The organism is Nostoc sp. 'Peltigera membranacea cyanobiont' 232 (assembly GCF_002245985.1).
Taxonomy (GTDB): Bacteria; Cyanobacteriota; Cyanobacteriia; order Cyanobacteriales; family Nostocaceae; genus Nostoc.
This window is the reverse complement of the sequence record NZ_NOLK01000125.1, coordinates 1-24,094: the sequence shown is the minus strand read 5'-3', so window position 1 is coordinate 24,094 and position 24,094 is coordinate 1. Positions and strand designations below refer to the sequence as shown.

22 protein-coding genes are annotated in these 24,094 nt (G+C 39.7%); 12 read left to right on the top strand and 10 right to left on the bottom strand.

Going from position 1 to position 24,094, the window contains the following annotated elements:
• Positions 1–26: 26 nt before the first annotated feature.
• A complete protein-coding gene (locus CDG79_RS29585; RefSeq protein ID WP_094345317.1) occupies positions 27–1,448 on the bottom strand; it encodes an aspartate ammonia-lyase in 1,422 nt (473 codons plus the stop codon).
• 164 nt (positions 1,449–1,612) lie between these two features.
• On the opposite strand from CDG79_RS29585, the gene pgsA reads away from it, so the two are divergent.
• Both pgsA and CDG79_RS29575 read left to right on the top strand, forming a co-directional pair.
• Entirely contained in the window at positions 1,613–2,155 is a 543-nt protein-coding gene (gene pgsA, locus CDG79_RS29580; protein ID WP_094345316.1) for a CDP-diacylglycerol--glycerol-3-phosphate 3-phosphatidyltransferase, read from the top strand.
• 118 nt (positions 2,156–2,273) lie between these two features.
• Positions 2,274–3,179, top strand: a complete 906-nt coding sequence (locus CDG79_RS29575; RefSeq protein ID WP_094345315.1) for a S66 peptidase family protein — start codon at positions 2,274–2,276, stop codon at positions 3,177–3,179.
• A gap of 31 nt (positions 3,180–3,210) precedes the next feature.
• On the opposite strand, the gene CDG79_RS29570 is transcribed toward CDG79_RS29575, so the two are convergent.
• Positions 3,211–3,990, bottom strand: coding sequence for a class I SAM-dependent methyltransferase (locus CDG79_RS29570; RefSeq protein WP_094345314.1), 780 nt, complete (start codon positions 3,988–3,990; stop codon positions 3,211–3,213).
• 833 nt (positions 3,991–4,823) lie between these two features.
• On the opposite strand from CDG79_RS29570, the gene CDG79_RS29565 reads away from it, so the two are divergent.
• The 4 genes from CDG79_RS29565 to CDG79_RS29550 all read left to right on the top strand — a co-directional run bounded on the left by CDG79_RS29565 (position 4,824) and on the right by CDG79_RS29550 (position 8,984).
• Entirely contained in the window at positions 4,824–5,930 is a 1,107-nt protein-coding gene (locus tag CDG79_RS29565; RefSeq protein WP_094345313.1) for a class I SAM-dependent methyltransferase, read from the top strand.
• A 32-nt stretch (positions 5,931–5,962) separates the two neighbouring features.
• On the top strand, positions 5,963–6,931 hold the full coding sequence (locus tag CDG79_RS29560; protein WP_094345312.1) for a glycosyltransferase: 969 nt from the start codon (positions 5,963–5,965) through the stop codon (positions 6,929–6,931).
• A 67-nt stretch (positions 6,932–6,998) separates the two neighbouring features.
• Positions 6,999–7,652 carry a glycosyltransferase family 2 protein gene (locus CDG79_RS29555; protein WP_094345311.1) on the top strand — a complete coding sequence of 218 codons (654 nt, stop codon included), beginning with the start codon at positions 6,999–7,001 and terminating at the stop codon, positions 7,650–7,652.
• 18 nt (positions 7,653–7,670) lie between these two features.
• Complete coding sequence (locus tag CDG79_RS29550) at positions 7,671–8,984, top strand: ABC transporter substrate-binding protein (protein ID WP_094345310.1); 1,314 nt, start codon at positions 7,671–7,673, stop codon at positions 8,982–8,984.
• Positions 8,985–9,004: 20 nt separating this feature from the next.
• Here CDG79_RS29550 and CDG79_RS29545 read toward each other — a convergent pair whose 3' ends face one another.
• Together CDG79_RS29545 and CDG79_RS29540 are read right to left on the bottom strand one after the other, a co-directional pair.
• Positions 9,005–9,409, bottom strand: a complete 405-nt coding sequence (locus tag CDG79_RS29545) for a ribosomal maturation YjgA family protein (RefSeq protein ID WP_094345309.1) — start codon at positions 9,407–9,409, stop codon at positions 9,005–9,007.
• A gap of 14 nt (positions 9,410–9,423) precedes the next feature.
• Positions 9,424–10,173, bottom strand: a complete 750-nt coding sequence (locus tag CDG79_RS29540) for a hypothetical protein (RefSeq protein WP_094345318.1) — start codon at positions 10,171–10,173, stop codon at positions 9,424–9,426.
• A gap of 239 nt (positions 10,174–10,412) precedes the next feature.
• Between CDG79_RS29540 and hemE the strand changes: the two genes are divergently transcribed.
• The 3 genes from hemE to CDG79_RS29525 all read left to right on the top strand — a co-directional run bounded on the left by hemE (position 10,413) and on the right by CDG79_RS29525 (position 14,624).
• Positions 10,413–11,474 carry a uroporphyrinogen decarboxylase gene (hemE, locus tag CDG79_RS29535; RefSeq protein WP_094345308.1) on the top strand — a complete coding sequence of 354 codons (1,062 nt, stop codon included), beginning with the start codon at positions 10,413–10,415 and terminating at the stop codon, positions 11,472–11,474.
• A gap of 199 nt (positions 11,475–11,673) precedes the next feature.
• Complete coding sequence (locus CDG79_RS29530) at positions 11,674–12,624, top strand: NAD-dependent epimerase/dehydratase family protein (RefSeq protein WP_094345307.1); 951 nt, start codon at positions 11,674–11,676, stop codon at positions 12,622–12,624.
• Positions 12,625–13,373: 749 nt separating this feature from the next.
• Complete coding sequence (locus CDG79_RS29525) at positions 13,374–14,624, top strand: serine/threonine-protein kinase (RefSeq protein WP_094345306.1); 1,251 nt, start codon at positions 13,374–13,376, stop codon at positions 14,622–14,624.
• Positions 14,625–14,798: 174 nt separating this feature from the next.
• On the opposite strand, the gene CDG79_RS29520 is transcribed toward CDG79_RS29525, so the two are convergent.
• Complete coding sequence (locus tag CDG79_RS29520) at positions 14,799–15,719, bottom strand: c-type heme family protein (RefSeq protein WP_094345305.1); 921 nt, start codon at positions 15,717–15,719, stop codon at positions 14,799–14,801.
• A gap of 294 nt (positions 15,720–16,013) precedes the next feature.
• On the opposite strand from CDG79_RS29520, the gene CDG79_RS29515 reads away from it, so the two are divergent.
• The 3 genes from CDG79_RS29515 to CDG79_RS29505 all read left to right on the top strand — a co-directional run bounded on the left by CDG79_RS29515 (position 16,014) and on the right by CDG79_RS29505 (position 19,840).
• Positions 16,014–17,909, top strand: a complete 1,896-nt coding sequence (locus CDG79_RS29515) for a serine/threonine-protein kinase (protein WP_094345304.1) — start codon at positions 16,014–16,016, stop codon at positions 17,907–17,909.
• A gap of 256 nt (positions 17,910–18,165) precedes the next feature.
• On the top strand, positions 18,166–18,684 hold the full coding sequence (locus tag CDG79_RS29510; RefSeq protein WP_094327790.1) for a DUF456 domain-containing protein: 519 nt from the start codon (positions 18,166–18,168) through the stop codon (positions 18,682–18,684).
• Between the two features lie 523 nt (positions 18,685–19,207).
• Complete coding sequence (locus CDG79_RS29505; RefSeq protein ID WP_094345303.1) at positions 19,208–19,840, top strand: PEP-CTERM sorting domain-containing protein; 633 nt, start codon at positions 19,208–19,210, stop codon at positions 19,838–19,840.
• Between the two features lie 226 nt (positions 19,841–20,066).
• Here the strand turns inward: CDG79_RS29505 and nblB are convergent, their stop codons facing one another.
• The 5 genes from nblB to CDG79_RS29480 all read right to left on the bottom strand — a co-directional run bounded on the left by nblB (position 20,067) and on the right by CDG79_RS29480 (position 23,619).
• A complete protein-coding gene (gene nblB, locus CDG79_RS29500) occupies positions 20,067–20,732 on the bottom strand; it encodes a phycobilisome degradation protein NblB (protein ID WP_094345302.1) in 666 nt (221 codons plus the stop codon).
• 66 nt (positions 20,733–20,798) lie between these two features.
• On the bottom strand, positions 20,799–21,263 hold the full coding sequence (locus CDG79_RS29495) for a CBS domain-containing protein (protein WP_094327786.1): 465 nt from the start codon (positions 21,261–21,263) through the stop codon (positions 20,799–20,801).
• Between the two features lie 133 nt (positions 21,264–21,396).
• Positions 21,397–21,807 carry an 8-oxo-dGTP diphosphatase MutT gene (gene mutT / locus CDG79_RS29490; protein ID WP_094345301.1) on the bottom strand — a complete coding sequence of 137 codons (411 nt, stop codon included), beginning with the start codon at positions 21,805–21,807 and terminating at the stop codon, positions 21,397–21,399.
• 251 nt (positions 21,808–22,058) lie between these two features.
• Entirely contained in the window at positions 22,059–22,403 is a 345-nt protein-coding gene (locus tag CDG79_RS29485; protein ID WP_094327783.1) for a DUF760 domain-containing protein, read from the bottom strand.
• Between the two features lie 259 nt (positions 22,404–22,662).
• Complete coding sequence (locus CDG79_RS29480) at positions 22,663–23,619, bottom strand: RNA polymerase sigma factor, RpoD/SigA family (protein WP_094327780.1); 957 nt, start codon at positions 23,617–23,619, stop codon at positions 22,663–22,665.
• Positions 23,620–24,094 lie beyond the last annotated feature (475 nt).

The following is a 24,094-nucleotide window of genomic DNA, read 5'->3' as shown; positions in this document are numbered from 1 at the left end:
TCTCAATTCCCAATTCCCCATAACTATTATTCTGTTTTTAGCGGTAAGATACCACTCATTTGTTCTAGATTTAACACTGTAGCTAAGTCTGTTTCACTCATCAACCCGCGTTCTAGGACAATCTGTCGCAGAGATTTACCAGTTTCTAAAGATTCTTTAGCGACAGCAGCAGCATTTAAATAACCAATGTGGGTATTTAGTGCGGTTACTAAAGCTAAACTACCTTCGGCATAAGCTAAACAACGTTCTTGGTTAGCTGTAATTCCCTTGATGCATCGTTCGGTGAGTGCAGCGATGGTATTACCGAGAATTTCGATACTGTGAATCAAGTTATAGGCAATCAGTGGCATCATCACATTTAATTCTAATTGTCCGGCTTGTGCGGCTAATGCGATCGCACTATCGTAACCCATCACCTGAAAACACACCATTGATGTCATCTCTGCCATGACTGGGTTATATTTCCCTGGCATAATTGAGGAACCGGGTTGCACTGGGGGGAGTTGAATTTCTTTCAAACCAGTTTTTGGCCCCGAATCCATTAACCGCAAATCGTGAGATATTTTGACTAAATCCTGCGCTAAGTTGCGTAAAGCGCCGGAAACATTCACAAATGGGGCCATACTCTGCATCGCTGCCATTAGATGGGGTGCAGGTTCTAAAGGTGTATCAATCAATTCTGAAAGAACTTCTACCACACGCGCGCGATATAAAGGATGAGTATTTAATCCCGTTCCGGCTGCACTACCTCCCAAACCCAGCACCATCAAATCACCAGAAGCGGTGTAAATCCGGTTTTGGTGTTCTGCAAGAATGTGCGCCCAAGCCCGAAAGTTTTCACCCAAACGCACTGGTACTGCATCTTGCAAGTGGGTTCTGCCAGATTTGACGATATCTTGAAATTCTACAGCTTTGTTTTCTAAGGATGCGATCGCACTATCTATTGCCGGGTGCAATGTCTTGGATAATGCCAATAATCCACCAATCCGAATGGCGGTAGGAATCACATCATTGGTAGACTGTCCATAATTAACGTGATCGTTAGGACTAACACGTTTGTAATTACCCTTTTCTTCACCAAGAATTTCTAAGGCGCGATTTGCCAGAACTTCATTGACATTCATGTGATGAGATGTCCCAGCACCCGCCTGATAAACATCCACCACAAACTGATCCCGGAATTTCCCAGCCAGAATTTCATCAGTTGCTTGGACAATCGCCTGACTAATATCTTGGGGAATGCAATTCAGTTCTCCATTCACAATTGCTGTAGCTTTTTTAATTATCAATCCAGCATCTACGTAAGTATCTAAAGGCTTAATCCCGCTAATGGGGAAGTTTTCAATTGCCCGTAGGGTTTGGATACCGTAATAAACGCTACTGGCAATTTGGCGATCGCCCATCGAATCGCGTTCGATGCGGAATTGGTTGTCTGTGTGTTCAGTCATAGTATTGTTTTAAGAGAGCTACAGAAAACAGATTTTCCCACGCAGCCACACTCAGATACACGAATCTGCATAGATTTTGCATATTTGCTTGGCTGCTTGTTGTTTTAGACTTGTTAATCTTGAAGTTTGAATTACGAATTACGAATTACGAATTACGAATTATTATGACCATACCCAACTGGATTACGTTCTCTCGCCTATTGGGGATACCATTTCTGCTTTACGGTTTATATAATCCTACACCTCAAGCTCAGTGGATATGTTTGGCGATTTTTCTCGTTGCGGCATTGACTGATTGGTTAGACGGCTATTTGGCGCGGAAACTCAACCAAATTAGTGAGTTGGGTAAATTTCTCGATCCCTTAGTGGATAAACTTTTGGTGCTTGCGCCGTTGCTGGTTTTTATTGAACTAGGAAAAGTCCCAGCTTGGGGAGTGTTTTTGATTTTAGCGCGAGAATTAGCGATCGCTGGTTGGCGGGTGAATCAAACAACGATTACCGGGGCAAATATTTGGGGTAAACTCAAAACTGTTAGTCAAATAATAGCGATCGCGCTTTTGATTGCACCTCTGCCTGAAGTGTGGCAAACTCCCTCTCTGATTGCCTTTTGGATTTCTGTCGCTTTGACTTTAATCTCTGGAGGTATTTACCTGATACCGCAAAATCCAACTAAGGAAAATCCACAGTTAGATACAAAGCGAACCTAAGATAAAACTAGTGTGGCGATCGCTTTCAAAAAAGATTTCAATAAAATTTTATTGGAGTTCTGAGATATAGTCTTTATTCTTAACCCTTGTACAGACGCGATTCATCGCGTCTCTTTTCATGACATCCAAAATCTTACCACCGCCCTTAAAACCTGGAGACTTAATACGAGTCATTGCCCCTAGTGGTGCTTTGCGAGAATTTGAGGTATTTGAACAGAGTCTAGAAATTTGGCGATCGCGTGGTTATCGATTAGAAATCAGTCCACAGATAGATGACAAATGGGGCTATCTAGCTGGAACAGATGAAATCCGCCGTCAGCAATTAGCAGCAGCATGGCAAGATCCTAATTGTCGTGGTATTCTTTGTGCCAGAGGCGGTTTTGGTAGCACCCGCATTTTAGAAGATTGGAATTGGCAACAAAACTCAGCCCTTCCCAAGTGGCTTATAGGCTTTTCTGATATCACAGCTTTATTGTGGAGTCTTTATATAGCAGGAATTTCCGGCGTTCATGCTCCCGTGCTAGTGACTTTAGCAGATGAGCCAGATTGGTCAATTGAGCGATTATTCGATTCGGTAGAAGGTCGTCCTCTCGCGCCTCTCAAAGGTTGCGGTTGGGGTGGCGGCGTAGTAACTGGTACTTTATTACCAGGTAATCTCACGGTGGCTACTAACCTTTTAGCTACACCAATCCTGCCAAATCTCAATGGTGTAATTCTGGCGTTGGAGGATGTCACGGAAGCACCCTATCGCATCGACAGAATGCTGACACAATGGCGTTTGAGTGGTGCTTTGTCTCAAGTCTGCGGTATTGCTTTAGGTGGTTTTACTCGCTGTGAAGCGCCGCCAAATGTGCCTAGCTTTAGTGTAGAAGAAGTATTGCGCGATCGCTTAGGTGATTTGGGTATTCCGATTGTCTCTGATTTACCTTTTGGCCATGATAGTCCCAATGCAGCTTTACCAGTGGGTGTAGAGGTAACTTTAGATGGGGATGCGGGAATATTAGCGATCGCACATCCCCATTAAGTTAAAATCAGATTCGCTTCTGATTAAACATTCATAATCCACTCACAGAATAATGTTTTAAATGCTCTGGTAAATTCCAATTAATTTGGGGATCTGGCTGATGTTTTACTGGTTCAACATTTCCACGCCAAGCAGCCCCCATAATTTGCATAGTTTGGTAAATGATTGTATTCCAACCCTTTTCCTTTAAGTAATCTAAGCCTTGTGCTACATCAGGGGAAGTTAAATCATGAAACAAAATTAAAGCATCATCCTCTGCCAATGGTTCACAAACAATCGTATCATTGAGTGGGGCTGGTGATTCATGATCGCCATCAATGAAAATTAATGACCACTTGCATTGTAATTGTTTAGCTAACTCTTCTACCTTTTGTGGACTATAACCAGCTACTAAATTAACTGAGTCGAGAACATTAGCCAGTCGTAAAGAATGACTTATACTTTCATAAACAGCTTCTCTGGCTAAAAAAGGATCGATTACATCTAATTCCACGCCACCTAATGCCAGATGACAAGCAGACCAACCCCGCAAACAACCAATTTCTAAAGCTTTTTTGCCGGCAAATTTGAGGGCTGTATTATATAAAATATGTGCTTCATCTCGATTGAGAAACCCGATAAATGGTTCATCTCTATCCACATACCATTTATGGGGAATATCTCGACGTAAATAAGACCAATAACAGTTATTGATGTCTCCAATAATCATATTGGGAAAAGATGAATCAGGATGAACTATCTCAAATTCAGGTGAAATATAGTCCCAACTAGACAAAGAGATATTTGAAACAACTTCATTAGTTTTTGCCATTATTTATTTCTCTCCAAAGATTAATTATCTACTAGTTTTGTTAGATTTGGAGCATCCCAATGCAAGCAAATTTACCAAGATGATAAGTTGTCATTGCGAATGGAGCAAAACGGAATGAAGTATAAGTCCTTCGGACACGCTTCGCGAACGCAAAGTACAGATGTCGCGATTGCTTCTCTTCACTACGTTACGCTCGCAATGACAATTCATGTTTTTAGACATTTGCGATGCTCTGGTTAAGTAAGTCGGTGTGAAAATTTCAATGTATGTCATTGCGAAGGTAACGAAGTGGAATATTCGCGGAGCGTTCCCGCAGGGTAGCAATCGCAAAGATTTCGTGATTTTTACATTCTGTTACATGATTAGCTTTATTTGTACCGACTTACTTATACCATTTCTTTGCAAGATTGCGCCAAACCCTTTTAACTTCTTTCTTTGTGTTCTACCCCTGCCTTAAGCAGCTTTGCGTCTATATGTCCAACTCTTACGAGACGCTGCAAGAATACGGTTTGCTTTTCTTATCTTGTACTTATGGTTTAGCGTATCTCCATACAGAATTGGTATTAGCTTTACCAATTAAATTACGTAATTTAGGATTAACACTAACATACTATAGGACTACTATTTGATTTTTGAACAAAATTAGGTATTGTAGGGTGTGTTAGAACGAAGTTCGTAACGCACCATTGTCAAGGATTTGGCGCGTTACGCTGTCGCTAACGCACCCTACGTATCTGTTCAAAAATCAAATATGATTCGTATATATAAAATCCAAAATAGCTTATAATACCCAAGTCATCCTCCTTATTAGAAAATTTTTAATTATTAATTGTATGCCAAAACAATATGTACCTAATGCCTTTTTAAAAGTTGAAGATTCACAGTTATATGCAATTTTTGCTTGGAGTCAGCGAACAGCAGAAATTATTCAATCAAAATCATGGTTGACAATACTGGAAATATTTATTCACGAACATTCATTAGAAAATGCTTACCAAATATTTCAAAAAATTAAATTAGAACCTATAGCACAGAAAGTAATTCAGGAGATAAAAAAATATGAGCAGCTTCTTGAAAACGCCCTAGTTTTTTTAGCGGATGGCAGCCTCACAATTTTTGGTAAAGGCTTTCGGAGTTTTATCGAAAAGGAAATGCAATATGAACTTGGTTCATTAAGTAGAGAAACTTACCAAGTGTTGCCACAATTATTTTCTCAATATCAGTTAAAAGATGACCTAGAATCTATTGAAAACATAGAAGACTTTCGGAAATTAGTAGAACATCTAGAAAATCTTGGTTTACTATCCCCGGCTACAGGTTCGATAGATTGGGGTGATTTGAAAAAAACAGTTCCCATTTGCCAAGCATTTGGATTGACAAGAGGAACACCCGTCGATAGATATTATCTCAGCAAATTTCTTAAAGAAATTCAACCCCAAATCGGTGGCAATATCTTAGAAATAGGAGGAACACCAAAAGATAAAGATTTTTATCAAATTAATCAAGGCGCATCATATCAGATTCTCAACTTAGAAGCAGGCCCAGGAGTAGACATAGTTGGGGATGCTCACGATGTATCCGTTATCAAACCAGAATCTTTTGATTCAGTGATAATTTTTAACGTTTTAGAACATTGTTATGCCCCCTGGATAGTGGTAGAAAACATCTTTACTTGGCTAAAACCTGGTGGAAAATGTTTTGCGATGGTACCAAGTGCCATTAGAATTCATGCGACTCCTGTTGATTATTGGCGACCTTTACCTGATGCTTTCGTCTGGATGTATAAAAATTTCTCGCAACATAAGTTGTATGTCTATGGCAACCCTACCACTGTAATAGCTAGTTATCATGGAATAGCCGTAGAAGAATTGACATCTGAAGAACTAGACGCTTATCATCCAGATTATCCCGTCGCAACTTGTATTGTGGCTGAAAAGTAAATCTAAATGTGTGAGGAAAAATTAAATAATTTATGAAAATTGCTCTTGTTGCTTGGGGTTATATCCCTGAACCTCCCCTATCACATTCTGTTTTAACTGTGATAAAAGAGTACAAAAATTTTTTAGAGAAAATTGGGCATCAAGTCGATATCTTAAATGAGAAAGATGTTAACGAAGTCATAGAATATATTAATCATAATAATTATGACTTTGTGCATTTACACGCCTACAGTTTTGTGAGCGAATTTAATCGAAGGCTCAAACAAAAGTATTGTTTTACCTGCCATGATGGTTATCTGTTTAAAACAGATAAATGGAACGAAGAATTTCGAGAAGCATACCAACATTATTTTAATGCACCTGGGATAATTGCCCTGTCTCATTTAACCAAAGATTTTTTTCTAAAATCAGGATATTCTGGATATATATCAGTGCAAGTAAACGGTATTGATACTCAGAAAGTAAATTTTCAAACTCAAGGAAATAATAAAGCTATTTGTTTAGGCTGGATTCAACCAAGAAAACAGCAGAAATTACTGGCGAAAATCATAGACGGAAAGATTGCAATAGATTTTGTTGGCCCTATAGATGACCCTGATTTTGTTGAAGGAACAACAACAAAACATTTAGGTGTATGGAGTTTAGAAGAAGTTTATTCTCGTCTCACAAATTATAGCTGTTTAGTCTTAATTAGTGAAGGAGAAGTTGCACCCCTCGTAGTATTAGAAGCAATGGCAGCAGGTTTATGTATCGTCGTTTCTGAATCTGCTAGCGCGAATTTACATCATAAAGAATTCATTAGAGTTTTGCCAGATAATATTTTAAGTGACACCACACCAGAAGCTCAAAAAATTGTTACCGATACAATTAGCGAGATGATTGATAAAAATCAATATTATCGCCAAAATATTGTAGAGTACGTCCGAGAAAACTTTGATCTTAGTCTTCTAGTTTATAAGTATAATGATATTATACATCAATTTATAAACTTACACAGTTAATAAGTAATTAACAATTAATCCTTGATTATGAAGATTTTTGTGCTAACAATACGATGATAATTTAAAAATGGAAACTGTAGTTTTTGATTTCAATCATGAAGTATCAATTATCCTCTGCACCTACAATCGGGCAAAATATCTAAACAATTGTATTGATAGTGTGATTGCTCAAAGTTTTAAAGATTGGGAACTAATTATAGTTGATGATGGCAGCCAAGATAATACTTTTGAAGTTGTCAATCATTATCTCCAACAATTCCAAAATATCCGGTATTTAAAACATCAAAATAGGAAGCTATGGTATGCTAAAAATGCTGGTATTCAGGCATCTTTTGGTAAGTATATAACATTTTTGGATAGTGATGATGCTTACAAAGTAAATCATCTAGATGTGCGAATTGAATATATGAAAGCCAATCCAGAAATTGATTTGATTGAAGGTGGATTCGCAACAGAAGAAGAGGTTTTGGTTGCAGATTACTTTCAACCAGGTAAAACAATTAATCTCCGAGAATGTGTCTTAGGCCCAACATTTTTTGGTAAAAGACAGGTATTTTTTGAGGTGAAAGGATTTAATAATATTGCTTATGGAGAGGATACAGATTTTTGGTATCGGGCAGAAAAAATATTCAGAACTGAAAAAATAAGCGAACCGGAAACATATATTTATACAAGAGCAGAAACTAGTATTACCAAAAGTGTTTTAGAGAATATTTCTTAATTTAATTAACTACTTGGCATGAAGAATATCCTTTTTCTATTCCAAATAAGCCATTATTGTCGTCGGGTTATTACTTCTATTTGGCAGATGTTACTTCTAGGGATTGTCCTAAGTTCGTGTTTAATATTTTTATCTGGTTGTCAGGGAATAGCACAGAAAGACGATGGAGTAATTCATTTAACTTTATGGCAAGCAATCAATCCCCCTACTAATCGGGATGTGTTTGAAAAACTGGTAGACAAATTTAATCAGACTCATCCTGATATCCAGGTAGAATCTGTCTTTTTGGCTCAACCCCAATTGCCAAAAATATTAACAGCAGTTGTGGGTAATGCACCTCCAGATATCCTGGCATTCTATCCGCAAATTACAGGTCAGTTGGCAGATTTAAGAGCAATTATACCTTTAGAAGATTGGCTAGAAAAATTGCCATTAAAGTCAGAAATTAGACCTAACCTACTTGAAGAATTGCAATTAGACGGTCATCTTTGGTCAGCCCCATTATATACAAGCAATATAGGCATTTTTTATAGACCTAAGCTTTTTGAAGCTGCGGGAATTACGCAAATGCCTAAGACTTGGGAAGAATTGAGGCAAGTTGCCAAAAAATTAACCATAGACAGCAATGGCGACAAGCGACCAGAACAGTACGGAATTATACTACCTTTGGGGAAGGGAGAATGGACAGTTTTTAGCTGGTTTCCTTTCTTATTGAGCGCTGGGGGAGAAGTGCTAACAAATAACCGACCAGATTTAACAAATGCTGGAGCGGTGAAAGCCTTACAATTTTGGCAAGAGCTATTAAAAGATGGTTCAGCAATGCTTTCTTCTCCAGAACGGGGTTATGAAGAGGATGCTTTTATAGCGGGTCGTGTTGCTATGCAAATTACGGGGCCTTGGACTTATATCACTAAATCTAAAGTTGATTATAATGCATTTCCCATACCTGCAAATGTTGATAAAGCTACGGTGACAGGTGGTGGAAATCTCTATGTGATGAAGACAACACCAGCAAGAGAAGAAGCCGCACTCAAGTTTTTAGAATATGTTTTGAGTGAAGAATTCCAAAAAGAATGGAGTATCGGAACTGGTTTTTTACCAATTAATTTTAAAGCTGCTGAAAGTGAAGCTTATCAGCAATTTATGAAGCCAAAACCTTGGTTAAAAGTGTTTATGGAACAAGTTCCCCTAGCTGGTGCTCGACCAATTATTGCTGGATATAGTCGTCTTTCTGATAGTCTTGGTCGTGCTATTGAGGCGACATTGCTAGGAGAGTCTGCCGAAAAAGCTCTCAAAAAAGCGCAAGAGCGTTTAGAAGCCATTTGGGAATAAAAAATCGTAATCAGACCAAATTATTTTAGCTTTGCTCCCCGAACTATCAGCCGCAACCACAGCCATCCTAACCCACTCCCAATAAAATAATAGGGGAAATCTGTCCAAGTGAAGACAGTACCAATTAACATTTTTCCCCACCAAAATGAACGTACCCAATTTAGAAATGGTGGATGCCACAATTGCATAAACTCCAACAAGCAAGTAATTACCAATACCCATAAAGGGATTTGCCAAACTGCTCGGCGAGTGGTCATAAATAGAAAGGCGAACAAGCACCAAAATATTTCATAAAAAATCCCTCCTACCTCTTGGTTCAACCACCAAGTAGAATAGCGATAGTGGCTGTATAAAAGTCCAATCAGAAGAACAATAGCCAGTGAAAGAATGGAACGCCAGCGAATGTTTGTAAGTCTTGGGAACATGACAAATTATTTGGTTATCCAGTAATTCCAGTTTTGTGATGTAAATTTCTTTTCAATGTACATAGGCCAATTGCTGGTATGGCTCCGAGAATAAGTGCTGTAAGTCCTTGCCCACTCCAATATAATATGGGAGTACAATAGGTTTCTGGAATCAAATTTTGCACAATAAAAAGTAACCAAACCAAAATAGTGATTAAGAAGAAAGAGATTGAGGGTAAAAAATTCCACCACCAAATGCCTGGTGTATATCGCCTCAGTACCAGCCATTGGCAAAGCCCTAGCCAAATACCAGAAATTATATATGCGATCGCAGACAGAAACCCAAAAATAAAAGTTTGTTCAGGAGATAAAGTTTCATTTAACGATGAGGCTATAGATGAAATATAGTTAATCCAGGCTGTAGAAACACCGTTGGCAATCAGCCAACCGACGCTAGTCGCAAATATCCACTGCAAACCCGGTAAATATCGGTAAACGACAAGGGCTTGGTCAGCAGCGAAAATCACGGCAAATACAACGTTGCTGAGACTTCTAACTAAAATACTCCATGTTTGTGGCTGGAGAGAAATACTAGATGAGCTTTGGAGAATAATTTTCTCTAAGGCGATACTAGCAACGCCACCCACAACCCATCCAATCAAGGTCATTAAGGTAAACTGAATAAAGAACCTTTGTCGCTGCGATCGCGGAATTAAAAACTTTCCTGGGTTAGGCTCGTTATTAGCAGATGCAAGATCGTCGGGACTGTTAGAGTCAGTTTGCATATTAAGGGACTGGGGATTAGGGACTGGGGACTGCGGACTGGGAAGTGAGGAAGATGGGGGAGAAATAATCAATGCCCAATGCCCAATTCCCAATTCCCAATTCAATATTGATTCTTGTTTTATCCTATTTCCCAGTCTCAAGTCGCTAATGCCCAGTCCCTTTTATTCTGAAAAAGCGTAATCCCGGAATGATAAGCTAAACAGTGGCATAAATAATGTGACTTAGGATGAAGTAATAAATGGGTGTTTCTTCAACGACTCCTCATCTCTTACGGGCTGCTCGTGGTGAAGTAGTAGATCGTCCCCCTGTATGGATGATGCGACAAGCGGGACGATATATGAAAGCATATCGAGACTTAAGAGAGAAGTATCCTTCGTTTCGCGATCGCTCGGAAATTCCAGATGTAGCAATTGAAGTTTCTTTGCAACCGTGGAAAGCCTTTGGGCCAGATGGAGTAATTTTATTTTCTGATATTGTCACCCCATTACCTGGTTTGGGTATTGACATGGATATCGCCGAAGGTAAAGGGCCAATCATTCACTCGCCCCTCCGCACTCAAGAACAAATCGATGGTCTGCATCCCTTAGAACCAGAAGCAGCTTTACCATTCATCAAGACAATTTTGCAGGCGTTGCGTTCTGAAGTGGGCGATAAATCAACGGTGTTAGGCTTTGTGGGTGCGCCGTGGACGTTAGCAGCTTATGCGGTGGAAGGAAAAGGTTCTAAAACCTATTCCATCATCAAAAATATGGCATTCTCAGATCCGACGATATTGCATCAATTGTTAACTAAATTAGCAGATGCGATCGCCATCTATGCCCGCTACCAAATTGACTCTGGCGCTCAAGTTGTGCAAATGTTCGATTCTTGGGCGGGTCAATTGAGTCCTCAAGATTATGACACCTTTGCTCTCCCTTATCAGCAGCGAGTTTTTCAGCAAGTCAAGCAAACCCACCCCGATACACCTTTGATTCTGCTAGTTAGCGGTAGTGCGGGTGTGTTGGAAAGAATGGCACAATCTGGCGCTGATATAGTCAGTGTAGATTGGGCGGTGGATATGGCAGACGCACGAGCAAGATTAGGTAAGCAAGTCAAAGTTCAAGGAAATCTTGACCCAGGCGTGCTATTCGGCTCTAAACAGTTTATCCGCGATCGCATTCTCGATACCGTTCGCAAAGCTGGTAATTGGGGTCACATTCTCAATCTCGGTCATGGTGTCTTACCAGAAACTCCTGAAGAAAATGTCGCTTTCTTCTTTGAAACTGCAAAGGAACTGAATCTTGCAGGAGTTAAGAGTTAGGAGTTATGAGTTATGAGTTAGGAGTTATGAGTAGAGACGCGATTAATCGCGTCTCTACAGGAGTTATCAGTTGTGAGGTGCAGAGTTATTTTTAACTCCTCACTTCTAACTCCTAATTTTATTTTTAACTCCTGATTCGGAACTTTTAACTTCATTTTTAACTCTTCACTTTTAACTCCTAACTTTTGAAAAATTCTCTATGAGTCAGAAACGGATTTTAGTGACTGGTGCAAGTGGTTGTGTAGGTCATTATTTAACAGAAGCCTTAATTAAGGAAACAGATCACGAACTGTATCTACTAGTTAGGAACCCAAGTAAACTACAAGTTGATACCAAAGCCCGTTCAGGTATTAACGTTTTGCAAGGTGATATGCAAAATATTCGCCAGTTTGCCGATTTGCTATCCACAATTGATACGGCAGTACTCACAGCCACAGCTTGGGGTGGCGATCGGACATTTGATATTAATGTTGTCAAGACTATAGAGTTGCTCGAACTGCTAGATCCAGAACGTTGCCAGCAGGTGATTTATTTTTCGACAGCTAGTGTTTTGGATCGCGACAATCAACCATTAAAAGAAGCCGGGGAAATTGGGACAGATTACATCCGTTCTAAATATGAGTGCTTACATAAAAAAGAACAATTAGCGATCGCACCCAAAATTACCACAGTATTTCCCACTATAGTATTAGGCGGTGATGCGAATAAACCCTATTCTGCTGTCACATCAGGGATTACAGAAGTTACCAAATATATTAATTTGATTCGCTTTTTAGAAGCAGATGGTAGTTTTCACTTTATCCACGCACGAGATATTGCCACTGTCGTGCAATATTTAATCGATCGTCCTCCCGAAAAGGATCAACCACGTCGGCTTGTTTTAGGTCAAGCACCATTAACTGCTAATCAAGCAGTTAAACAGGTTTGTGCTTATCTGGGCAAAAAGATTTACTTTCGCATTCCTATATCCATAGCATTGGCTAATTTGATTATTGTTCTGTTCCGCATTCAAATGGCGGCTTGGGATAGGTTTTGCATGAATTATCGGCATTTCACATATAAAAAATTCATTAATCCCGATAGTTTCGGCTTGCCAAATTACTGTGCAACTATGAGTGATGTTTTAAAAATTAGTGGCGTTAAACGTTAGCCAGTAAGGGAGTTTGGCGTTGCTGAATCATGGGATGATTTCGCCCGATGTTAAACGAATTATTAATAGTTTTAGTCGCTAATTCATCCCGCATTTATGCAACGCCAAGAATCAGTGTACTGAAAACTTTGATAGCCAATGGCGAAGCAACTATAGGACTAGTATTTGATTTTTGAAATCTTACGTAGGGTGCGTTAGCGTAGTGTAACGCACCCTACAAATACTTATATTTTTTCAAAAATCAAATATGATTCCTATATCTCATAACGATATTGACTCTCAGAAAGATTAATTTTTTAGAGCGATCGCCCATTCAGCACTTGAAATACATATAATATATCCTTCGGCAACTCTATAGCAATCTCAGTTTTCTGAAAAACCATGATGTCAGGCTATATCCTTACTGTTCCCAAAATCAGTGCCAGTTAGGTTACTAGGGGTAAAATGTGGTTCAGCTGCGAATCCAAAAGGTGATGCTCTAAACACTCGCAGATGTTACCGCAGACACTGGTTATGTTCTGGCTGCTAAAATACGTAAGTATGAGTAGTACGATCGGACTACCCAGATAGAAATTGTCTATTTGGTCACACAACGCCCTCAATAGATTGTAGAAAAGTGTATTTCCTTGTGTTGATAGTGGTGCTAACCTCAATTTTAAGGATGTTATCAGCCTTTATCTGCTAGAGTTTCCAACTTTCAGCAAACTAGATAATCTATCAACAATATAAATCGCTAGGAGTGCGATGAGATGTCACAGTCCCATACCACAAGACCAGAAATAGCATCTGGAACTCTAATCGATAACCGTTATATTATCCAAAAACTTCTGGGACAAGGAGGATTGGGGCGAACTTACTTGGCGTTTGACACTCGGCGATTTAATGAAGCTTGTGTTCTCAAGGAGTTTGCACCCATTGGCACAGGGGAAAGTGGACTGGAACAATATCGCAACTTATTTAAAAGAGAGGCAAAAATTCTTCATCAATTGCAACATCCTCAAATTCCCAAGTTTTTAGCTTGCTTTGAAGGAGATGGTCGGTTATTTCTGGTACAAGAGTATGTTGACGGTAAAACATATTCTAGGCTGTTGGGAGAACTTCAACGTGAAGGAAAAAATTTTTCTGAAGACGAAGTTATACAGTGGCTAAAGAATCTGCTACCTGTTTTGGAATATGTCCACCAGCACAACATTATCCATCGAGATATTTCTCCTGACAACATCATGTTACCTGATGGCAAGGATCTACCAGTGCTGATTGATTTCGGTGTCGGCAAGCAAATGACTGATATGAATGAAGGGAGAAGTTCTAACCACCAGGTAACGTTTGTTGGCAAAATGTCCCTTGTAGGCAAAGTGGGATATGCTCCCCGCGAACAGATTAGCTTGGGTTTATGTTCGCCCTCTAGTGACCTTTATGCTTTGGGGGTAACAGCTATTGTACTACTCACAGGTAGAGATCCATCTTTACTAATGGATCAGTACTCACTTGAATGGAACTGGCGTTATTATACTTACGTTAGTGATGGGTTTGCTCAAGTACTTGATTGCATGTTGGCAGATAGACCTAACAAGCGATATCAAACAGCTAGGGAAGTTATTAACGATTTAGAGCGGATTGGAGAACCAGAAGTGCCAATGTCTCCTCCGATCATCCTTGATGATTTGCCTGCTACAGTATTTAATCCTGAATTCCAGGCTATGTCAGCAATATCGCAATCATACAACCAACCTGGAGAAATAATTTTTAGTTCACCTAATTTACCTTCTAATCCACAAATTGGGCAGATTGAACAACAACAACCTTCTTTACAACCAGCATTTATCAAACATTGTCAGCAAGGGTTGGCTTACCACATCGGGCCAATCGCAAATCTGATTATAGAAGAAATATTAGAAGAAAATCCTTATATTTCACCTGACCAATTTGTTGAACTCATAGCCAGAGAAATTCCTAACTTTCAAGCAGCTTTTGAATTCAAAAAAAGCTTATTTTCATAGATATTTATACCACTGTTAATTTAGAGATAATTTTGATTATTTAACTAAATTATGGTATGGCAATTTTAAGTAAAGAGAAACTCAACACAGCCAGTTTTCTAGGCTAGACTAAATCTCCCTTATAGAACTTAATTACGAATTACGTTAGCGTAGCGGGGCGTAGCCCATTACGAATTACGAATTATTTGAATCCCCTGTACCTCCCTGAGTACGTTTGATTCTTTTCATTGCCATTTCTAAACTTAACTGCATCCGTTTAAAGGCTTTAGCTAAATTACCGATTTCATCATTAGACATCTGCTCAAATTCAACTTCCATGTGTCCGGTACTAACTTCTTCAGCTATGCGAGTCATGCGTTTGAGAGGTATTACAACTTGTCGATTCAAGAACAAATTGACTAATAGGATAGTTGCGATAAATATAGCTGATACAATTAAAAGAATTACTAAGGAAGACTGATTAGCTTTGCTGATGACATTATTCGCTGGTACTGATATAATCTGAGCGCCGACAATTTCATTCAGCTTCCACCCAAATCCATTAGCTGTGCCATAAAGAGTAATCATACTTTGAGGTGCCGCTTCAGGTACACTATGACACTTCAGACAGCTTTCTTCAGAAATTGGTAACGGACGAGCAATATAAAAGATATCCCCACCAGGAAGTGAGCGAAATCCACTCACTTCTTTAAGGTCTGATTTACTTCTGAACCTTTCTACAACTTCCGTCTCAAAACCGTCAGCTTTATCCCGAAGATTTGTAGGATTGAGAGTTGCCTCTTTATAAAAGAAATCACGGTAATCTGCTGTTTTCCGTAAAATCTCAAAGACCTCCCGTGCTGAGTATGCAGGTACACTTTGTGGCAAAAACTCAGTAGCCAATTTATCAGCTAGCTCTGGATTTACTTGAGTACTGGTGTATTTTCGAACAGAAGTCATCGTTTGCATGAGCATAAGAGCTGTTGAGCTAATATCTTGTTTAGCATTCTCCCTGAGCAGAGAAGAAAGAGCAAATCCACTCAAGCTCAAACCGAATGTTAGAATCACCAGTAATAGAATTGTAAATTTTTGTTTCAGATTCAGATTTTTTAGCATAATTACAGATTACCTACAAGTCAAATTATTATGAATAAATATTGTGAAAGTTATCGTTTACTCTATCATGAACAATCAACTCTCATCTTTGGTTGTAAAGGCATAGTTTAGCTAAAACTATTAGGGTATACCCAACTTTATACTATTAGTAATTATTGAGGTTAATGAAAATGTTTTATAAGTAACTAAGTTCCAAAAAGCTACAACAGCAATTCAAATGGAATTCCCAAAAATTCCGATTGGCTGTTTTGATCCTATGCCAAAATAAATACCAGCAATTGTCAAATATTACTAATGGTGTGGAATGCAGGAAAGTCTTTATTCGGGGGACGCTACATTATTGAAAGCCAACTAGGTGAAGGCGGAATTGGCATTACTTACCTTGCCAGAAATCAACGGAATCAACTGCGAGTGATTAAAACTCTCAAAGAAGAAATCCTAAACCACCCCGCTTGGATACTCCACCGAAACAAATTACGGCAAGACTTCCGTGATGAAGCAGTTAGGCTGGCTGTGTGTCACCATCCTCATATAGTACAGATAGAAACCATCTTCGATGATGGAAATTTGCCTTGTATGGTGATGGAGTACATCGAAGGCGAAGACTTAGGACAGTACCTAAGACGGGTTGGGGTGCTGTCAGAAGCAGAAGCGCTGCTCTACATCCGACAAATTGGTGATGCTTTAACACTAATCCATTCTAAAGGACTGCTGCATCGGGATCTCAAACCACGCAACATTATGATCCGCATTGATAAATCAGAAGCAGTGCTGATAGACTTTGGTATTGCTAGAGAATTTATTCCCAATGTAATCCAAAGACACACAGTGTATCGCACTCCTGGTTTTGCCCCACCTGAGCAGTATGAATCGGAAGCACCACGAGGAGAATATATTGATATCTACGCCTTAGCCGCTACTTTGTATAATTTGCTTACCGCAGTGATACCAACGAGCGCAGATGATAGACGACACAATATTAATTTAGAACCACCGCAATATTTTAATCCCAATATTAGCAATAGAGTAAATCAAGCTATTATGTGCGGCATGGATTTGGAGTCAACCTATCGTCCCCAGTCTGTACAGGAGTGGTTGGATTTATTAAGCCCCGATCCTGGGACAATTGTAACACCAGAAACATCTACTCTAGTGATAACGCCTAGAGTAAAATTACCTCCACCTGTTGTATTAGATCGGCAGGACTGGCAATGCGTACAGACCCTCAAAGGTCATTCTAGTATGGTTCATGCGATCGCCATTAGCCCAGACGGACAATTGATTGCTAGTGGTAGTAATGACCATACGATTAAACTTTGGCAACTGGGTACTGGCAAGCTAGTGCGTCAAATGGGTCGTTGGTCTTCTGGTCATTCTAGTATGGTTCATTCCGTCGCCTTTAGCCCAATCTCACCAAAGCTTTCTTATCAAGGGGAATCAGACAAAGCTGCGAGAATCACAGACCATAACTGGGGAATCTTGGCTAGTGGTAGTTGGGATAATACGATCAAATTTTGGGATGTAAATACAGGCAAAGAAATTCGCACTCTCATTGGTCATACCAACTGGGTAAATTCCGTTGCCTTTAGTCCAGATGGCAAACTTCTAGCTAGTGGTAGTGCTGACTGCACAATTAAACTATGGCAAGTCAACACTGGGATAGAAATCCAAACTCTCACAGGTCATTCCGACTCAGTTTCGTCAATCGCTTATTCTCCGAGAACAGCTACAACATCGAACAGCCAGGATAGACAGCTTGTGGCTAGTGGCAGTAATGACTACACCATCAAGCTGTGGCAAATATACACGGGCAGAAACATCTACACACTTACAGGTCATTCCTTCTTCATTAACTGTATCGCCTTCAGCCACGATGGAGAAACGATCGCTAGTGGCAGTGGTGATAACACAATTAAATTGTGGCATGTAAATACAGGCAGAGAAATTCGCACTCTCATTGGTCATTCTGATTCTGTTTGGTCAATTGCCTTTAGCCAGGATAGGCAATTTATCGCTAGTGGCAGTTGGGACAACACTATCAAACTGTGGCATTTACACAGTGGTAGAGAAATCAGCACACTTACAGGACATTCCAGCTATGTTCGATGTGTCGCCTTCAGTCCTGATGGACAAACCCTAGTTAGCGGTAGCGATGATGATACTATCAAGATTTGGCGAAGGGGGAAATAAAGAAGTAGGGGAAGATAGGAGAGCAAAATTTTCCTCATCTACCTTATCCCCCTCTACATCTTCTAACTTGACGATAGAACTGCGATCGCTCCAAAATGCTATTTTAAATTAGTATAAATATTTAAGTAATTGGTTTAATTATTATTTCGTCATTTAAAGTATAGATAAATACCTGTATGTGAAATCTAAGCATTAATCGCTATCTTGCCCAGATAGAATATAAACTAGGGGCGCTTAGAAATTTAGAAATTTATCTATGCAAATTATTTATTGGCTGTTAATTGCCGTAATGCTTGTGGGTATCATCGGTGCAGTAGTTCCAGCCATTCCCGGTAGCAGCTTAATTCTAATTGCAATTATCGTCTGGGGAATCGTTAGTAGTTCCTTCGCAGCTATCAAAATTCCCCTAATTGTGACAATTATTGTTTTGCTCCTTAGTGTAGGAGTAGATTTTTTAGCTAGCTATGTAGGAGCAAGACAAGCTGGAGCTAGCAAGTGGGGGCAAATTGGCGCAATTGTCGGTTTAGTGGTGGGATTTTTGGGACTATTGCCAACTTTGCCCTTTGGAGGGCCACTGTTAGGAATTTTACTAGGCCCGCTTTTGGGAGCAATTATTGGCGAGTATATTTACCGACGTGAATTTGGGTTGGCAGTTAAAGCAGGTATAGGAATTGTAGTCGGATCTTTGGTAGGAAATTTGATTCAAGGATTGTTAGCGATCGCTGCGGTTATAGTTTTTGTTGTGACAACTTGGCCGCAGGTATTTGGTTCTTAACATGATTAAGGTAAGAGGGAAAAATTAATTACATCTTGCCTTAAGTGTACATAATTTAGTTCAAAATAAAATTAGATTCCTATACATAAGTATAAGTGCGATCGCTACATTAATATAGCGGTGTGCAGTTCAGTGAGATACAAAAACTTTGCTGAAATGATTTGACAGCAAGGACTTTGGTGTTCTCATCCAATCGATAACCGCTATATAAACTTCAGGGAAAATCTGCTTTGTTTCAAGGTTTTGCCTTCACACACAGCCTCTTTTAAACTCTATGGGATGAAAAAGATACAAAGACCAGTTATACAAGCAATTAAAATTTTATGAAGAGGACACATTAATTAAAGATGTGATGAGGACAACTAAGTAAATATTGCGTACCTGGGATATATGTGATTTTATGGAGATAAGAAATACATCACGCAAGTTTCACTTTCACTGACAGTGTTTTTCCATAAATTACTCAGATTAAAAGTAAAGCAATTGCCTGATTTAAGGTTATTACTAGGAGCCTCAAACGACAATGATTAATTTTAAATATACATTACTAAATGCAACTTTAGCTGTTATTGCTGCAATTCCCTTAGCTACTGCGGGATTGTTTACCTCTGCTGGGTCTGCTCAAGCATACACTGGTAGCTTTAACTACAGCACTTCCGATAGAAACCCTTCTGATGAACCAACTCTGTCTACTCTTAGCAAAAACTCTGTAAACTTTGTTCCCAATCCAGGAGCAATTTTACTTACAGACCGGACAGGAGATTTTGTATCTAATTCTAGAGGTTTTATCAAAAGCTTCCAAACAAATCCATTTATTTCACCTTCCGAGTTTATTGATGTTGGTGCTTTGGATGGAATAAAACTGCTTAGTTTGACCAGTCTTGCTCCAGCAATATTTGCATCAGGAAATGCAGGAATAGATATAACCTTGAATTTCGAGGGACTGTTTGAAGACGGAAGTAAAGCAACAGGACATTTTGTTTTTGTTACTCAAAATACTGCCGCAAAAACAACTTACGATAATGGTGGAACAATTTCTGGAACTTTCACTGGTCTTGCGGTAACTACAGTTCCTGAACCTGCTGCATTACTAGGCTTAGGTGCTGTAGGTGCAGTAATGGCTATGTCTCGCCGTCGCAAAAGTTTCGCTCAATAGACCTATCCTAAATATAAAAAAGTTACTTTTAGTTTCTAAAAGTAACTCTAATTTATCAATTCGATCTGGCTGGAATGCACAATTTCCCTAACCAGGTCGAATTTTTTTATCCTGTCAGATACATCTATAGGCAATTCATAAATTGCCCGTACCTGAAAATAAGGCAGCTATTGTTTGCGTAAGTCCCGATTTATTTAAGGATGACTTTTCTTAACTTCAGATAGACTTAAACTGATTGCAAAGAATTTTTGGCTTCAGTTGCGATCGCTTCTACTTCATCATCAGCCAGAGTTTCTAATATAGATTTAGCCTCTGCACTACCCAAACGAGCCAAGGCTTGTACAAGTCTGTAACGAATTTGCCAATCTGGATTGGTAGCATAGGGAGCTAAGAGGGGAACTGCTTGTAAATCTCCTAAGTCACCCAAAGAACTAATAGCAGCAGTTTGCACTAATTCGTTTTCTGATGAAAGCGCTTCTTTGAGCAATTCAAAGGCTCGTGGATCGCCCAACTCTCCTAATGTAGCAATTATACTGAATTGTATTAGCCACTCACTGGTTGTATGATAAAGTTGCTGCAAATCTTCAAAAGCTTCACTTAACTTGAGAGCGCCCAAGCAGTCTGCTGCTGCTGCTTGTACATCTACTTCAGAGTCATGAAGCAAGCGATCGCGCAAGATATCCAAGGATAATTGTAAATCTTGTGTTCCGAGTGTATCCATTTGACTCACTGCTGAGTAACGGACACGGGAATTGCGATCGCTAATGGCAGTTTGAATCAATTCAAAGCCAACCGCAGGTTCCAGTTGACGAATTTGATTAACTGCACGTAAGCGATCGCCTAAATCCTCAGAACTGAGCAATTGCTTAACAGACTCCGAAGTAATACTCATTTAGTTATCCTTGATTTTCAAAGGTGTAAAAAAGACAGACGCGATTAATCGCGTCTCTACTTTTAATTAATCTTGACTTGCTGCCATTGCTCGAATAATATCACCACGAGTGAGGATACCAATTACTCGATCTGTGCCCTCAATTACTGGCAAGCGGTGAATGCTGCGATCGTGCATGATTGTAGCTGCTTGTTTTAAAGTTTTATCAGAGGAAATAGCGATCGGGTTTTTACTCATTACCTCCCCAACGGTTTGCCCTAGCGCTTTATGCAAGTCACGTTCATACGTAGCAGGATTTTTTAAATAGATAACGCTATCAAGAAACATAATGTACGCAGGTGGAGTAACACCAGTTTCTTGCCACATCAAATCGGTTTCTGAGATAATGCCCACCAATTTCCCGACATCATCCACAACAGGTAGTCCACTGATGTGGCGTTCTGCGAGAATTTGGATAGCTTCCTTCAGTGGAGTTTCCGCGTAAACGACAATAGGATCGCGGCTCATCACATCGGCAACGGTTTTAGGCATTTATTTCCTGATACCTTTAATCAAAGTCTCTGCGCCTATTGTAGAAAATAGCGGGACTCAACCTGATGCAATTAATAGATTGTTACGGTATTGGGCATTGAGTATTGAAAAACTCTTTCCTATTCCCCATTCCCTATTCCCTTTTCAAAGCAGCAATAATTTGAGTATTTGCTTTCGGAAAAGTAAACTGCTCCAGTTCTTCCAAAGTTACCCAGCGAATTTCATCGGATTCCAAAGGTTGGGGAACACCTGTAATATGGCGGCAGTGATGTACTGTGAGAGTAACGCGCAAGTCTGTATAGCTGTGGTCAATAGTAATCAGATGTTCTCCTACTTCAATTACTATTCCCAGTTCTTCGGAAATTTCCCGTTTAATACACTCTTGGATAGTTTCACCAGGCTCAATTTTACCACCAGGAAATTCCCATAAACCACCCATTGCTCCTTCTGGACGACGGCGATCGATTAAAATTTGCTCTTGGCTGTTCCAAATTACTGCAACACCAATGATTTTATGGGGTGGGAAAGAACTGGTTTCACTCATAATTCATTGACAAGAGGGAGAGATGATTAATAACAAAACTCGGCAGACTAGTTTTAACTCTGCCGAGTTTTGATTTTTTAAATTTCAACCTTAATCCATCACGGTTTTGGATATTTTAAAAAAGTTTAGCTGATAATGATTGGCAATTAGCAGCAAAGATTTCGCAGAGGCTTATTTTCAATTTCTATCATCGTGACTCTGACTAAGCTATCAGCCCAACAACAATATAAAATTTTCTAAATTTTACATTTCTAGTCAACTTCGCTATTGTTAGTTTCAGTCCCTTGCAGGGCGAGTTCAAAATTCATTCTCTGTTCAGCATTACGCAAGAAATATCCACTAATCATAGCAGAAGCCAGAAGCCGACCTAGACTTTCCCGACTGGTGCTTACGGTGATGCCAAAGTGTTCTGAAGGTAGATTACCCAATAGTCCTGTAATATTCCGTTCCATCACCTGAAATACTTCGGCGGATGTAGGTTTAGATAGCTGCGTAACTGTCTCTGGACTCAAAGATTTAACGTACTGCCATAGTAAATCGTTAGTTTCTGATTCGCTATTGAAAAATTCTGAGACACGATTGGATGGGTTACTCATTTTTTAGCTCCTTAACTACCACTACTGGCTGCGGTGCTTGTGATTTAAATATAAAATGCCTATTTTGGATTTGACTTAGCTAGCTATTTTGTCTTCCTGTCAACTAATGTAACAGTCTAGCTTTCTGGTGGAAGTAGGTGTAACCGTACCAAAGTCAGCGTATTTTCTCACCCTAACAAAAAAAGTAAGGAGTGAGAAATTAATTCCTAACTCCTCACTCCTAATTTCTAACTCCCCACTCTTAACTCCTAACCTTCCCCTAACTTGCCAAATATTCACCCATATTGGCTTTAGACTTGCGAAGTTTGGTTAAAGCTTCGCGCTCAATTTGCCGGACTCGTTCGCGGCTGATATTCAGTATTTCACCAATTTTAGCCAGAGTCAGCGCTTGCCCATCAGTTAAACCAAAACGCAGCGTGATTACTTCTCTCTGTTGTGGAGTTAGATCGCCCATCAGGCGATCTAAGTCATAAGATAGGGAAGATTGCATGACAAACTCTTCTGGAGATGCTCCTGGATCTTCCAGCATTTCTCCAAGCTCGGTGTCATAGTTATCACCCAACCGCAAATCCAAGGAAAGGGGCAACCGCGCCTTTTCTAAATATTCTCGTACTTGTTTGGGGGTTAATTCTAATTCTTGAGCTAGTTCGCCAGCTGTCGGAGCGCGTCCCAATTTTTGAGACAATTGGCGCTGTGCCTTTTTAATTTTATTTAATTTTTCAGTGATATGGATTGGCAACCGAATGGTACGAGCTTTTTCGGCGATCGCACGAGTTATCGCTTGCCGAATCCACCAATAGGCATAGGTAGAAAATCTGTACCCTTTGGTAGGGTCAAACTTTTCTACGCCCCGTTGCATACCAATGCTACCTTCTTGGATTAAATCCAGTAAATCGACGTTGCGCTTGATGTACTTTTTGGCAACAGAGACTACCAGGCGCAAATTGGCTTCTACCATCTTACGCTTGGCAATTTCACCATCAGCGATCGCTTCATTCAATTCTGCTGGTTCTAACTTCGTCGCTTTCGCCCACTCTTCTAAAGTCGGTTGACGATCTAACTGGGTGGCAAGAGATTCTCTTGATTCGTGCAAAGTACAAGAACGTTGCACCTGTTTACCATAAAAAATCTCTTCCTCGTGGGTTAAGAGTGGCACACGGCCAATCTCACGCAGGTAAGTCCGCACGAGGTCTGTGGCTGTCTGAGCGGTCTTCATGGCGCTACTCTTTTGTAATGATGGGTTTGGCGGTAGGGTCATTAAGGGATAGATGCTTTGGTAGGGTGCTACCCAGTCAGACTGGGAACCTATGCTATGGTTTGCAATTTACGCGCCCGAGAAACTCGGCTGCTCATAATAATCAAATTTAGGCTTCTTAACTGCTAAAAGTTACAGTTATTTCCTACTTTCCACAAGTATCTACAGTTAGATAAAAGGTAGCTTATTAAACATTTTTCTCTAGGAGTCTTATTAACAATTGTAACATTTATGAGAATGTTTTGGCTATATAGCGACATTAAATTTCCTGGTTGTTCCAGTTCGTGCAATATCGCCCTCTCTCTTAAGGCTGACTAGAAGTCAATTTCTGAAATTATCTGATTAACATAAGCTTCCTCATATTTGTTAAGATATCTCTAATGAGAACTATAGTCATTCTCTTATAACAATTGCTTAATTTTCTTGGGAATTGGGG

Excerpts from the sequence above, each read along its gene's own strand:
- CDG79_RS29505 (WP_094345303.1), top strand. The coding sequence starts at position 19,208 with ATGATTAATTTTAAATATACATTACTAAATGCAACTTTAGCTGTTATT.
- CDG79_RS29510 (WP_094327790.1), top strand. The coding sequence starts at position 18,166 with ATGCAAATTATTTATTGGCTGTTAATTGCCGTAATGCTTGTGGGTATC.
- CDG79_RS29530 (WP_094345307.1), top strand. The coding sequence starts at position 11,674 with ATGAGTCAGAAACGGATTTTAGTGACTGGTGCAAGTGGTTGTGTAGGT.
- hemE (WP_094345308.1), top strand. The coding sequence starts at position 10,413 with ATGGGTGTTTCTTCAACGACTCCTCATCTCTTACGGGCTGCTCGTGGT.
- CDG79_RS29550 (WP_094345310.1), top strand. The coding sequence starts at position 7,671 with ATGAAGAATATCCTTTTTCTATTCCAAATAAGCCATTATTGTCGTCGG.
- CDG79_RS29570 (WP_094345314.1), bottom strand. The coding sequence starts at position 3,990 with ATGGCAAAAACTAATGAAGTTGTTTCAAATATCTCTTTGTCTAGTTGG.
- CDG79_RS29515 (WP_094345304.1), top strand. The coding sequence starts at position 16,014 with ATGGTGTGGAATGCAGGAAAGTCTTTATTCGGGGGACGCTACATTATT.
- CDG79_RS29525 (WP_094345306.1), top strand. The coding sequence starts at position 13,374 with ATGTCACAGTCCCATACCACAAGACCAGAAATAGCATCTGGAACTCTA.
- CDG79_RS29520 (WP_094345305.1), bottom strand. The coding sequence starts at position 15,719 with ATGCTAAAAAATCTGAATCTGAAACAAAAATTTACAATTCTATTACTG.
- nblB (WP_094345302.1), bottom strand. The coding sequence starts at position 20,732 with ATGAGTATTACTTCGGAGTCTGTTAAGCAATTGCTCAGTTCTGAGGAT.
- CDG79_RS29555 (WP_094345311.1), top strand. The coding sequence starts at position 6,999 with ATGGAAACTGTAGTTTTTGATTTCAATCATGAAGTATCAATTATCCTC.
- CDG79_RS29560 (WP_094345312.1), top strand. The coding sequence starts at position 5,963 with ATGAAAATTGCTCTTGTTGCTTGGGGTTATATCCCTGAACCTCCCCTA.
- mutT (WP_094345301.1), bottom strand. The coding sequence starts at position 21,807 with ATGAGTGAAACCAGTTCTTTCCCACCCCATAAAATCATTGGTGTTGCA.
- CDG79_RS29480 (WP_094327780.1), bottom strand. The coding sequence starts at position 23,619 with ATGAAGACCGCTCAGACAGCCACAGACCTCGTGCGGACTTACCTGCGT.
- CDG79_RS29565 (WP_094345313.1), top strand. The coding sequence starts at position 4,824 with ATGCCAAAACAATATGTACCTAATGCCTTTTTAAAAGTTGAAGATTCA.
- CDG79_RS29545 (WP_094345309.1), bottom strand. The coding sequence starts at position 9,409 with ATGTTCCCAAGACTTACAAACATTCGCTGGCGTTCCATTCTTTCACTG.
- pgsA (WP_094345316.1), top strand. The coding sequence starts at position 1,613 with ATGACCATACCCAACTGGATTACGTTCTCTCGCCTATTGGGGATACCA.
- CDG79_RS29495 (WP_094327786.1), bottom strand. The coding sequence starts at position 21,263 with ATGCCTAAAACCGTTGCCGATGTGATGAGCCGCGATCCTATTGTCGTT.
- CDG79_RS29575 (WP_094345315.1), top strand. The coding sequence starts at position 2,274 with ATGACATCCAAAATCTTACCACCGCCCTTAAAACCTGGAGACTTAATA.
- CDG79_RS29585 (WP_094345317.1), bottom strand. The coding sequence starts at position 1,448 with ATGACTGAACACACAGACAACCAATTCCGCATCGAACGCGATTCGATG.
- CDG79_RS29485 (WP_094327783.1), bottom strand. The coding sequence starts at position 22,403 with ATGAGTAACCCATCCAATCGTGTCTCAGAATTTTTCAATAGCGAATCA.
- CDG79_RS29540 (WP_094345318.1), bottom strand. The coding sequence starts at position 10,173 with ATGCAAACTGACTCTAACAGTCCCGACGATCTTGCATCTGCTAATAAC.